This window comes from Kineosporia babensis (assembly GCF_021129305.1).
Taxonomy (GTDB): domain Bacteria; phylum Actinomycetota; class Actinomycetes; order Actinomycetales; family Kineosporiaceae; genus Kineosporia; species Kineosporia babensis.
On record NZ_JAJOMB010000039.1, the window covers coordinates 1 to 12098 of the forward strand.

Here is a 12098-nt window from a genome sequence, read left to right on the forward strand (position 1 = left end):
GGGCTGTCCAGCCGCATGATGTTCAGGGTGTCCAGGCCCGGGTAGACCGCGGCGAAGATGGCCGGGATGATCGCGAAGTACTTGGCGATGTCGTTGGCGATCGAGAACGTGGTCAGCGCGCCGCGGGTGATCAGGAGCTGCTTGCCGATCTCGACGATCTCGATGAGCTTGGTCGGGTCGGAGTCCAGGTCCACCATGTTCCCGGCCTCTTTCGCGGCCGAGGTTCCGGTGTTCATCGCCACGCCCACATCGGCCTGGGCCAGAGCAGGGGCGTCGTTGGTGCCGTCGCCGGTCATCGCGACCAGCTTGCCGCCGTCCTGCTCCTTCTTGATCAGGGCGAGCTTGTCCTCGGGGGTGGCCTCGGCGAGGAAGTCGTCGACACCGGCCTCCTTGGCGATCGCCTCGGCGGTGCGCGGGTTGTCGCCGGTGATCATCACCGTGCGGATGCCCATCCGGCGCATCTCGTCGAAACGCTCACGCATCCCGTTCTTCACCACGTCCTTGAGGTGGATCACCCCGAGGATGCGGTGTTCCTCGGCCACCACCAGCGGCGTTCCGCCAGCCGAGGAGACCTCGTCCACGATGCCCTTGAGGTCGTCCGGGATCCGGCCGCCGTTGCCCCGCACCCACTCGATCACCGCAGAGGCGGCGCCCTTGCGCAGGGCCCGGCCGTCCACGTCCACACCCGACATCCGGGTCTGGGCGGTGAACTCGATCCAGGTGGCGTCGTGGATCTCACGCTCGCGCAGGCCATGTGCCGACTTGGCGTGGACCACGATCGAGCGGCCCTCAGGTGTCTCGTCGGCCAGGCTCGAAAGCTGGGCCGCATCGGCCAGCTCGTCCACTGAGACACCGTGCACCGGAACGAATTCACTGGCCTGGCGGTTGCCCAGGGTGATCGTGCCGGTCTTGTCCAGCAGCAGCACGTTCACGTCGCCCGCAGCCTCGACCGCGCGGCCGGACATGGCCAGCACGTTGCGCTGGACCAGCCGGTCCATCCCGGCGATGCCGATGGCCGACAGCAGCGCGCCGATCGTCGTCGGGATCAGGCAGACCAGGAGCGAGACCAGCACGATGCCGGTGACCCCGCCGGCCCCGATCACCTCGTTGTCAGTACCGAAGCCCTGCTCCCCCACCGCGTAGATGGCCAGCGGCTGCAGCGTGGCCACCGCCATCAGGAAAATGATGGTCAGCGACGCGAGCAGGATGTTCAGCGCGATCTCGTTCGGCGTCTTCTGCCGGTTCGCGCCCTCGACCAGGGCGATCATCCGGTCCACGAAGCTCTCGCCGGGCTTCTGGGTGATCCGCACGACGATCCGGTCGGACAGCACCCGGGTGCCGCCGGTGACCGCCGAACGGTCGCCGCCGGACTCCCGGATCACCGGCGCGGACTCACCGGTGATGGCCGACTCGTCGACGCTGGCGATGCCCTGGACTACCTCGCCGTCGCCGGGGATGACCTCGCCGGCATCGACGACCACGAAGTCACCGAGCCGCAGTTCCGGGGCCCCGACCACGGTCTCGTCCAGGACGTGGGTCCCGGGGCTCCAGTTGTTCAGCCGGCGCCCGGTGGTGTCCTGCTTGGCCTTGCGCAGGGTGTCGGCCTGGGCCTTGCCCCGGCCCTCGGCCACGGCCTCGGCCAGGTTGGCGAAGAGCACGGTCAGCCAGAGCCAGACCGTGATCACCCAGGCGAAGACCGACGGGTCGGTGATCGCCAGGACCGTGGTGAACACCGAGCCGATCTCGACGATCAGCATCACCGGGTTGCGCCACATGATCCGGGGGTCGAGCTTGCGGATCGCATCAGGCAGCGAGATCCACAGCTGTTTGGGGTCCAGCAGCCCGCCGCCGACCTTGCGGGGCGGCTGGGACGGGTCCGGCTGGGCCGCTGGGCGTTCCGTAGTGGTAGCAGTCATGTCAGAGTCCTTACTCAGCTCAGGCCTTCGGCGATCGGCCCCAGGGCCAGCGCCGGCAGGAAGGTCAGGGCGACGACGATCACCATCACGCCGACGAGCATCCCGACGAAGAGCGGCTGGTACGTCTTGAGCGTGCCGGCCGACTCGGGAGTGGGCTGCTGCTGCGCCAGGGAACCGGCCAGAGCCAGCACGAAGATGATCGGCAGCAACCGGCCGAACAGCATGGCCAGGCCGAGAGTCGTGTTGTACCAGCCGGTGTCGACACCGATGCCGGCGAAGGCCGACCCGTTGTTGTTACCGGCCGAGGTGTAGGCGTAGAGCACCTCGGAGAAGCCGTGCGCGCCGATGTTGTTCATCGTCTCGCGCGGGCCTTCCTGGGCCATCGCCACGGCTGTGCCGACCAGCACGATGGCCGGGGTGGTGAGCAGGTACAGGGAGGCGAACTTCATCTCCCGCGCACCGATCTTCTTACCCAGGTACTCCGGGGTCCGCCCGACCATCAGGCCGGCGACGAACACCGTGATCACCGCGATCACCAGCATCCCGTACAGGCCGGAACCCACACCACCGGGCGCGATCTCACCGAGCATCATGTTGAACATCGTGATCCCGCCACCGAACGAGGTGTACGAGTCGTGGAACGAGTTCACCGATCCGGTCGAGGTCAGCGTGGTCGCGGCCGCGAAGGTGGCCGAGTTGAGCACGCCGAAGCGGGTCTCGGTGCCCTCGGTCGCCGCCCCGGCCGAGGCCGGCACGACGTCGCCGCCGCCCAGTCCCTGGGACAGGTTCATCAGGCTGACGCTCAGGATCGCGATCACGCCCATCGCGGCGACGATGGCGTAGCCCTGCTTGTTGCTGCCGACCATCCGGCCGAAGGCCCGCGGCAGGCTGATCGGGATCAGCAGGATCAGGAAGATCTCGATGAAGTTGGTCCAGGTGGTGGGGTTCTCGAACGGGTGCGCGGAGTTGACGTTGTAGAAACCGCCACCGTTCGTTCCCAGTTCCTTGATCACTTCCTGGCTGGCCACCGCGCCACCGGTGATGGTCTGCGAGTTGCCGGCCAGGGTGGTGATCTCGGTGCCCGCGGAGAAGTTCTGCACCATGCCGGCCGCGACGAAGACGATCGCGAAGGCCACCGAGATCGGCAGCAGTAGGCGCAGCACGACGCGGGTCAGGTCCACCCAGAAGTTACCCAGCTGGGTGGTCCGGCTCCGGGCGAAGCCCCGGATCACGGCCGTGGCCACGGCGATCCCGACCGCGGCGGAGACGAAGTTCTGGACCGCCAGGCCGGCCATCTGGACCAGGTGGCCCATCGCCGACTCACCGGAGTAGGCCTGCCAGTTCGTGTTGGTGGTGAAGCTGACCGCGGTGTTCCAGGCCAGGTCCGGGTCCAGCCCGCCCAGGCCGTTGTTCATCAGCAGATGGCCCTGCAGCCGCAGGAACCCGAAGAGGAACAGGATCGAGACCACGGAGAAGGCCAGCACGCTGCGTGCGTACACGCCCCAGGGCTGCTCGCCGTCCGGGTCGACCCCGATCGCCCGGTAGATGCCGCGCTCGACGCGAGAGTGCTTGGCCGGGGTCATGACCCCGTAGATGTAGTCGCCGACCGGGCGGTAGGCAGCCGCCAGGAGGACGACGAGCGTCACGACGAAGATGACGCCCGCGACAGTGGAGTCCATCAGAATTTCTCCGGGTAGAGCAGGGCAGCCAGCAGGAAGACGGTCAGGCCGAGAGCGATCACCAGTCCGGCCACGTTCACGACGGTCACAGCCGCTCCACCCCCTTGACGATCAGCGCCAGGCCGCCGAACAGCGCCAGCGTCAACAGCACGAACACCAGGTCAAGCACCGCTATCCCTCACAGTTCAGATCGAAGGCCCGACATCGTGCCGGGCCGGGACACAGCACACCGCCTGCCGTTCGGCCTCGACAGAGGGCTTGACTGCTTCTTGACAGGTGCCGCTGCGATTCCGACGGATTCTTGACACCCCCGAGCTGTGCGACGTCGCCCGGGAGGCCGCCTCCGACGTGGCCGCCGCGCTGAGGCAGCTGGGTGTCAGCGAGAACGCCACCATGGCGATGGAGGACATCGATGCGATCCGGTCCAAGGCGGCCGACGCCGCCGAACGGGCCGCGCCCGGCTCCCCCGACGACGGCATCGTCTGGGAGCGGGTCGTCGGTCAGGCCCGGTCGGATTCGCGTGGGTCCTGGGCCTTCCACACGTTCCTGGTCCTGGCCACCCTGATCGCGGGCGTCGCCGTCCTGACCGACTCGGCCATTCTTGTGGTCGGTGCCATGGTGGTCGGCCCGGAGTTCGGCCCGATCTCCGCGATCGCGGTGGGCCTGGTGCTGGGCATGCGCAGCATCGTTCTGGGAGCGATCAAGCTTCTGGGGGTGGGATTCCTGCTCGCCGTAGCGGTGACTGCGCTGGTGGCCCTGGTCGGGCGGGCCGCCGGCTGGGTCACCGCCGAGGCTGTGGCCGCCGATCGCCCACTGACGGCCTTCATCTGGACCCCGGACCGGTGGTCCTTCGTCGTGGCGCTGCTGGCCGGGGCGGCCGGGGTGCTGTCGCTGACCGCCAGCCGTTCCAATGCCCTGGTGGGCGTGTTCATCTCGGTGACCACGGTGCCGGCCGCCGGGAACCTCGCCCTGGCTCTCGCGGTCTGGGTTCCTCACGAGATCGGTGGGGCGGTGGCCCAGCTGGCGGTGAACCTGCTGGGCATGGTGATCGCCGGTTGTCTGGTTCTGGCCATCCAGCGCGTCTATTCGCGTCTCAACGGCGCCGCCTGGTCACCAGGACGACAACGATCGCGACCGTCAGCAGAAGGAGCATGAGCCTCACCCCTGGCTCAGCACAGCAGGTTTCACCCGCCGCTGCGCCGCTTGGGCAAGAGACTGCGCCTGTCGCAGGGCCCCCGTCACGTCCTCCACCGAGGCGGCCTCACGCAGGCAGACCATCGGGACCTCCACGGCTCGCATCAGCCGGTCGCACACCTGTGGGTGCAGGCTGCCGCACAGCACGATGACAGCTGCCTCGGCTTGCTGCATGGCCTCGGCCCGCTCCTGCAGCAGCAGGCAGGCGGCATCCCAGTCGACCGTCACCTGCAGGAACTCGAACTCGTGATCGTCCACCCATTCCACCAGCAGACGCGTGCCGTCACCCTGGCGGTTCAGGTAGCCCTTCGCCAGGCGGTAGTACCGCAGGGTTTCCGACCAGTTGGTACCGCCCAGCAGGCCGATTCTCACCACTGTTGCTCTCTTTCGCCACCGGTTGCGGGTATTCAGCCGAATGCCCCTCGTACCAGTAACGTCTCGTGCGATCGTCGCGAACCGTCTCTTGACGGGACCCTGACGAGGAGCAGGTGGTTCCTGACAGCTCCTTGATCGCGCTCCGCCCTCAGTCGGCTTCAGCGAAACGCTCCACCTTGTGGGTCGGACCGACCACGAGAATGGTTTCCCGTAGGCAAGAACCGTTCGGCCGTGGTATGGGTGAAGCCCAGGCGTGCTGCTTGTTGATCGCCGTGACCCAGATGCTGCTGACCCTCAGGTCAGCCAGCAGCGAGGTGGTCAGGATGCTGGCCTGGATGTGGCTCTCAACGGGTGTCTCTCACGGTCTCAGCGCTGCTCACCGTTGCTCGCCCGGTCGTGCTCATAGACGTCCGGGATGCCGTCCTCGTCCTCGTCCACCTGCTCGGCGGCGTACGTCTGGGCGTAGAAACGGTTACGGGCGCGCAGCACCACCGAGGCCAGGACCGCCGCTGTCAGCGAGCCGGCGAGGACGGCGACCTTGACGTGGTCGTCCTGCTCGGTGCCCGGGCCGAAGGCCAGTTCCCCGATCAGCAGCGAGACGGTGAAGCCGATCCCGGCCAGCAGGGCCAGCCCGAACTGGTCGATCCAGGTGAAGCCCTGATCCATCTTGCCGCCGCTGAGCCGGCTCACCAGCCAGACCGCGCCGAGGATGCCCAGCGGCTTGCCCAGGACCAGGCCGGCGACGATCCCGATCGAGACCGGATCGCTGAGCGCCGAACCCAGCCCGGAGAGCCCGCCGACGGCCACCCCGGCCGACATGAAAGCGAAGATCGGCACGGCAACCCCGGCCGACAGCGGCCGGAAACGGTGCTCGAAGTGCTCGGCCAGCCCTTCGCCCTTCTCGTCCGGTCGGGTCAGCACCGGAACGGCGAACCCGAGCAGCACACCGGCCACCGTCGCGTGCACCCCGGAGGCGTGGACCAGGGTCCAGGTCGCGAAGGCCAGCGGCAGCAGGAGCCACCACGAGCGCACCCGCCGCTGCACCAGCACGGTGAACAGGGCCAGCGGGACCAGAGCGCCGAGCAGCGGCAGGATTGCCAGGTCCGAGGTGTAGAACAGGGCGATGATGGTGATCGCAATCAGGTCGTCGACCACCGCCAGGGTGAGCAGGAAGGTGCGCATCGCGGCCGGCAGGTGCTGCCCGACCACGGCCAGGACGGCCAGGGCGAACGCGATGTCGGTAGCGGTCGGGATCGCCCAGCCCTGCCCGCTGCCGGAGCTGACGGCGACCACGGTGTAGATGATCGCCGGTACCAGGACGCCGCCGGCCGCCGCCGCGACCGGGACCACCGCCCGCCGGGGAGCACGCAGGTCACCCGCGACGAACTCGCGCTTCAGCTCGAGTCCCGCGACGAAGAAGAAGATCGCGAGCAGGCCGTCCGCCGCCCAGGTGGCGACCGACAGGTCCAGATGCAGCGCGGCCGGGCCGAACTCGAACGCCCGGATGTCCTCGTACAGATCGTTCCAGGGCGAGTTCGCCCAGATCAGGGCCAGAACTGCGCCGACCATGAGCAGCATCCCGCCGATGGTCTCTTTGCGGAGGATGTCTCCGATGCGGCGGGTCTCGGGCCAGGAGCCACGACGGAACAGGCCGGCAGGGGAGGTCGACACACAAACTCCTGTTTTTGGGGTCAGGAAGGACATCGCCGACCAGACTTCCCGGCACACCTGTTAAGAACCCTAGCCCAGACCTCCGCGCCGGTCCTCCTGGACCCCTTCAGACCCACCCCAACGGATCAGACGCCGTGACCGACCCGCCCACCAAACGCGTTTCAGGGGATCGGACCGGCCGCAATCAGGCGACCTGCACCCCACCCCGTCAGGGCGGCGACGCTCAGCGCGGCCAGGCACCACACCAGCGTGTCCGGCCCGGTGACCAGGAATCCGCTGACCAGCATCCAGGCGAGCGGGACCAGGAACAGCCCTGCCAGAGGATTACGGCTGCATCCGGCCAGCACCGTCACGGCGAAGGCCACAACCAGACATCGAGCCTCGCTCGCGGAGGTCGGCAGACGGTCGGCGAGCAAGGCCGCGGTCATGATGACCAGGCTTCCGGCGGCGACCTCGACCCCCCACCGCGAGCGGCCGTACGCCTGCGCGGAACTACCCGTCCCAGGAACCGGGGGCCGTCGCTGGGCACCCGGATCGAAGTCGTCCTGCCTCGACGACATCGCCGCGCCCACATCCATTCGCTGTTGTGTTGTCTGTGCTGTCGTTGCTCGGCCGACCCCAGAAGGCCGAGCGGTTTCAGCAGTGAACCTCCCATCCGCCGTCGAATCACCCGTCTTGACAGTTTTCTGACACAGAGCCCGGCGATCCTGACAACACCGTTACCGAATTCGTGCGGCGAGCGCCCTTCACGCCGGACCGTCCACCGGGCGTGTCCTGACAGACCGTTCAGCCCGCCAGATCACAACGCCGGTAGCAGCTCAGTCCAGCAAGCATCAGCAGCAGCGACACCGTGATCATCACCAGACCGCCGACCCAGTTCGTCGTTTCCCCGGGGGTACCGCAGCCAGGCGAAGGAGAGCTGCCCGAATTGCTGCGGCGCTCTTCCGGGCCGGCTTAGCGAGCGGTCAGGGCCACACGGAGGCCGAGCGCGATGAGTACTCCACCGGTGACCCGCTCGATCGTGACCCGGACGCGCTCGCGGGACAGCACGCGTCCCAAATTTCCGACTGCCAGCGAGAAGATCCGCCACCACAGCACGGCCAGGAGCAGGAAGGCGACGGCCAGAGTGCCGGTGGTGGGCAGCGCTGCTTCGCCGGGTGAGACGAACTGGGGAATGAGAGTCAGGAAGATCAGCGCGATCTTGGGGTTGAGCAGGTTGCTGAGCAGGCCCTGCCGGAACGCCTGCCCCGGCCCCACCGCGGCCGCCGCAGCCGGTTCGACGTGCTGGTCCGGCTTCGTGCGGGCGTGCCACAACGCCGTCACGCCCAGGTAGATCAGGTAGGCGGCGCCGAGCAGCTTGATGATCAGGAACGCGGTGGCCGACGCAGCCAGGATCGCGGCCAGCCCGATCGCCGAGGCGGCGGCGTACCCGGCGATGCCGGCGCAGCAACCCAGGCCCGTCCACCAGGCCACACGGGAACCGCCGCGGACACCGTTGCGCAGAACCAGAGCCATGTCGGGCCCGGGGGTCAGCGTCAGGACCAGGGCTACAGCGAGAAAGGGCACAAGCTGTTGCGGCACCCGTGAATCATACGTGGGCGCCAGGACGTCAGACATATGCCAGGCAGGGAAGACGAGTGTGGTGGCATCCGTTCCCCGGGAAGGAAAAACCTGTGCCTGACGAGCGGACTCCAGGCTGGATCCGGGGAGATCCACGAGTTCCATCCCTCGCCTCATCGAAGCCTGGCCGCTGAGCTGCGTGGCTCCGGTGCGCGGGTTGTGCTGGCCCACCCCGGTGCGACCGCCAACGCCTTCTTCGACGAAAGCAACCGCGTCCATCCACGCGAGAGCCAGCCGTCCGGAACGGGGCACGAGGTCAGACGCCTCCCGCATTGGCGGACGGCGCCCAGACCACGTGTCGGTCAGCCGAAGAAGTGGGCCTGAATCCGGCCCGCCGCCTCGGCGGACGACTGCGTACCGGTGTCGACCTCCAGGTCGTACGCGATGCCCTCATGCACTGCGTCCGCCTGCTTGGCCGCCATCCCGGTCACCCGATCGCCGCGGACCTGCTCGCGCGCCGCTGCGATCGACGGGGCGCACCGCACCCCGACCCATCCCACCGGTGCCTCAGCCAAGACGGCCTGCCATCGCTGCTGGCCACCTGGACCGGAGACGAAGTTGTCCTCGATCAGCACCCGCGCCCCGGTCTGGACCATCCGGGCCACGCCGGCCATCCACCAGTCCTCGACCTGCTGGAAACCCGCGCCCACCACCACTTCGCCGTCTGCCGCGAAGCTCAGGGAATCCTCACTGAAGAACGAGGCCGGCAACGCGTCGATCAAAGTGTCCACGCCCAGACGCAGCCAGACCCCGTCCAGCGTCTCCTGCAGTTCCCTGGCCACCGACGTCTTACCTGAACTGGATCCACCGTTCAGGACCAGTACCCGGGGCCGGGATCGTTCGTGGTGCGGCACCTTCTACACCACCGCTTTCGGTCGGGGTGCTTCCCATTGTGTACAAATAAGCTCGTTGTTCACGTGAGTAGCCTGCACCAGACCGGTGTTGCTGATCCACCGGTCATGAACGTTGCGCGTCGGGATGTTGACGCACAAGCAGGTCAGTGCCAGTTGCAGCAAGGTCCCGTGGCTCACGACCAGGATCCGCTGGCCCGGTCGCGCAGCCGCCGTGGCCCGTACGAAGTCCTGGAACCGCTCAACCGCGTCCCGCCCGCTCTCGGAGTGCTCAGCCGGACGGTGCCCAAGGTCGTCCTGGTCGAGCCAGCGGGACCAGGCGCTCCACAGTTGCCGGCGGGCCGCGTCGTCCGTGCGTCCTTCGAGCTCCCCCACCTCGAACTCGCGCAGCCGGTCATCGGCGAGGATCGCCAGTTCGCGGATTCGATCGGGGCCTGCGCCCCGCACGTGCTCAGCGGTCTCTCGCGCCCGCCGAAGCGGGCTGGATAAGATCACGGACAGCCGTCCGAGCGCGCTCTTGCGGCCGGCGAGCCCGGCCTGCTGCACGCCCTCCAGACTGAGACCGGTACCGGGCCGGGCCGATGTCACCGTTCCGAGCAGGTTGCTCTGCGACTCGGCGTGCCGCATGAACACGAATTCAGTCTCGGCCATCAGACCCTTCCTCCAGCCGGCGGTATGACACCTTCACCTGTTGGGCCAGGCGGTGGACGGCCGCCGCGACGACTTCGGTGTCACCACCGGGAGCCGCCAGGACGAAGGCGGCGGCCGCATCCACTCCGACTCCCTGCCGGGCCAGGACCCGACCAGGTTCGAACACGTCTGCGGTAAGGACGAACTCGCCGGTGTCCGGAGGGGACTGCGCGTCGGTCACTACACAGGGCTCGTCCTCGGCCCGCGGGACGAGCAGCCATCCTGAGGATCCCGGCACGCGGTCGCACGCGAGCACTGGACCGTCGAGACGGCTCGGCTCCTGGCATTGCGCCAGGAACGCCTCAGCGGTCAGGTCCACTTCGAAGACCCTGCGCAGATGCGGCTGGATGTTGATCCCGCCGACGCGTACCGCTGCCTCGAGCATCCGGAAACCGGTCCCCTCGAAGAACGCCTCGATGTGAAAGGCGCTGTCCTCGACGCCCAGGCCGGTCAGGACCCGGCTGGCGAAGTCGAGGCCCATCCGGTGCGCGTCCCGGTCCATGACGGCCGATCCCATCGGGATCCGGTCGCGGTGGTACAGCAGGTTGTCGCCGACGAACCGGCTGACGCTGAGGAACGTGACAACGCCGTCCCGGATCAGGCCGTCGAGATGGCAGATCGGCTTCTCGATGAACGGCTGAACTTCGAGTTCCTCGGTGAAACCGGCGGCGACCCCGGATCGGAACGCATCGACGGACGCAAACTCAACGACCCCCAGGCTGGCCGCCCCGTCGCGCGGCTTGAGAATCACCCGACCCGCCCCGCACTCGTGCAACCAGTTCACCACTGCACCGGCATCGGTGCTCTCGTCGACCGGGAAGGTGCTCACCACCGGCGCGTGCGACTCGACCGCCCGGACCATGGCGACCTTGTCCCGGCACCGTTCAACCTGCTCGGGGCTCATCCCCGCCAGGCCGAGACCCGAACGCAGTCGGGCGGCCGTGCGCAGGGTGTGCTCGTACAGCGCGACGACCTGCAGATCCTGCTGGTCGCAGTCGATCTCCCGGATCCAGGAGAGAATCTCGGGCAGATGGGCCTCGTACTCGTCCAGCGAAGCCCCGGCCAGGTCCAGTTCCAGGATCGACCCCAGCCCGGCCCTCTCCTCCGTCGACAGGCGCTGCCCACTGCGCGTGCTCATCACGACATGACATTCGAACTCGTCCAGCGGCAGGTACCAGCGATCCTCCGATCGCCACCCCACCAGGACCACCGGCCGTCGGCGCCGCGCCCCCGAGGACATCAGTCCCACAGCCTCTCGCTGGACACGGTGACCCGCTCCATGCGGCGCTCATGCGGGGCGTAGTCCGACACCGCGTAGTGCTGAACGGCAAGGTTGTCCCACATCGTCACATCGCCCGCCTCCCAGGAGAACCGGCACTGGACCTCGGGGAGAGAGGCGCGCCGGTGGACCAGATCCATCAGTTCCAGAGACCTTTCGTCGGTCGTTCCGACGAAACGGCGTCCGGAGACCCGGTTCGAGAACAGCACCGGTGCCTTGGACACCGGGTGGGTCAGGACCAGCGGGTGATACTGGGCAGGGTACTTCTCACGCAGGGTGGCCAGCAGCTCCGGGTTCGAGGCGAACGACTTGCGGTAGATGTTCATCCAGTCGTGCTCGACCTTGAGGCCCTGCAACTCCTCCCGGATCTCAGCCGGAAGGGTCAGGAAGGCCGCTGACATGTCGGCGAAGACGGTGTCACCGCCCACCGGCGGGATCTTCCGGGCGATCAGGACGGAGGCGTAGGTCGGGTACTGACGCCAGTTCAGGTCGCTGTGCCAGGCGTTCAGGTTCCCGGTGTGTTCGGCGGTGTGGTAGATACCGGAGACCTCGGGCTGTTCCCGATAGGGCTGGAACGGCGTGATTCCCTGCACCACTGGGTCCTTCTCCGAACCGAAGGGGTGGATCTCCGGAGTGGCGATGGTGGCGGCCACCGCGACGTGATCGGCGGGTGAGAGGAACTGCCGCTTGAACTTGACCACCTTGTGGGCGGTGAGGAGCTGCCGCAGCACCTTGCCCAGGTCCGGATCCCCGGGGTCGAGGGTGAAGTCCTCCACCATCGCACCGAGGTAAGTACCGACGCGCGTGATCTTCATAGTGATCC

The 12098-nt window shown here is 67.8% G+C and carries 12 protein-coding genes; 1 reads left to right on the top strand and 11 read right to left on the bottom strand.

Going from position 1 to position 12098, the window contains the following annotated elements; genetic code table 11:
* From kdpB to kdpF, 3 genes are all read right to left on the bottom strand, one after another.
* Nucleotides 1–1916, bottom strand: a 1916-nt coding sequence (gene kdpB, locus LR394_RS39545; RefSeq protein WP_231449860.1) for a potassium-transporting ATPase subunit KdpB, incomplete at its 3' end; no start/stop codon positions are given.
* Between the two features lie 14 nt (nucleotides 1917–1930).
* Nucleotides 1931–3595, bottom strand: coding sequence for a potassium-transporting ATPase subunit KdpA (gene kdpA, locus LR394_RS39550; protein ID WP_231449861.1), 1665 nt, complete (start codon nucleotides 3593–3595; stop codon nucleotides 1931–1933).
* Nucleotides 3595–3684 (bottom strand): K(+)-transporting ATPase subunit F, encoded by a 90-nt coding sequence (gene kdpF / locus LR394_RS39555; protein WP_231449862.1) that lies wholly within the window; start codon nucleotides 3682–3684, stop codon nucleotides 3595–3597. Before kdpF ends, kdpA begins: the two co-directional genes overlap by 1 nt.
* 187 nt (nucleotides 3685–3871) lie before the next feature.
* Between kdpF and LR394_RS39560 the strand changes: the two genes are divergently transcribed.
* On the top strand, nucleotides 3872–4750 hold the full coding sequence (locus LR394_RS39560; RefSeq protein ID WP_231449863.1) for a DUF389 domain-containing protein: 879 nt from the start codon (nucleotides 3872–3874) through the stop codon (nucleotides 4748–4750).
* A 3-nt stretch (nucleotides 4751–4753) separates the two neighbouring features.
* On the opposite strand, the gene LR394_RS39565 is transcribed toward LR394_RS39560, so the two are convergent.
* The 8 genes from LR394_RS39565 to LR394_RS39600 form a co-directional block, all read right to left on the bottom strand.
* Nucleotides 4754–5161, bottom strand: a complete 408-nt coding sequence (locus tag LR394_RS39565; protein WP_231449864.1) for an aspartate/glutamate racemase family protein — start codon at nucleotides 5159–5161, stop codon at nucleotides 4754–4756.
* A 369-nt stretch (nucleotides 5162–5530) separates the two neighbouring features.
* On the bottom strand, nucleotides 5531–6868 hold the full coding sequence (gene nhaA / locus LR394_RS39570; RefSeq protein WP_407937210.1) for a Na+/H+ antiporter NhaA: 1338 nt from the start codon (nucleotides 6866–6868) through the stop codon (nucleotides 5531–5533).
* A gap of 128 nt (nucleotides 6869–6996) precedes the next feature.
* Nucleotides 6997–7395 carry a hypothetical protein gene (locus LR394_RS39575; protein ID WP_231449866.1) on the bottom strand — a complete coding sequence of 133 codons (399 nt, stop codon included), beginning with the start codon at nucleotides 7393–7395 and terminating at the stop codon, nucleotides 6997–6999.
* 394 nt (nucleotides 7396–7789) lie between these two features.
* Nucleotides 7790–8416, bottom strand: a complete 627-nt coding sequence (locus LR394_RS39580) for a LysE family translocator (RefSeq protein ID WP_231449867.1) — start codon at nucleotides 8414–8416, stop codon at nucleotides 7790–7792.
* 341 nt (nucleotides 8417–8757) lie between these two features.
* The gene (locus tag LR394_RS39585; protein WP_231449868.1) at nucleotides 8758–9309 is read right to left on the bottom strand and encodes a chloramphenicol phosphotransferase CPT family protein; all 552 of its coding nucleotides are present in this window, start codon (nucleotides 9307–9309) and stop codon (nucleotides 8758–8760) included.
* Nucleotides 9310–9312: 3 nt separating this feature from the next.
* Entirely contained in the window at nucleotides 9313–9957 is a 645-nt protein-coding gene (locus tag LR394_RS39590; RefSeq protein ID WP_231449869.1) for a histidine phosphatase family protein, read from the bottom strand.
* Entirely contained in the window at nucleotides 9944–11134 is a 1191-nt protein-coding gene (locus tag LR394_RS39595; protein ID WP_231449870.1) for an ATP-grasp domain-containing protein, read from the bottom strand. Before LR394_RS39595 ends, LR394_RS39590 begins: the two co-directional genes overlap by 14 nt.
* A gap of 101 nt (nucleotides 11135–11235) precedes the next feature.
* Nucleotides 11236–12090 carry a TauD/TfdA dioxygenase family protein gene (locus LR394_RS39600; protein WP_231449871.1) on the bottom strand — a complete coding sequence of 285 codons (855 nt, stop codon included), beginning with the start codon at nucleotides 12088–12090 and terminating at the stop codon, nucleotides 11236–11238.
* Nucleotides 12091–12098: the final 8 nt, after the last annotated feature.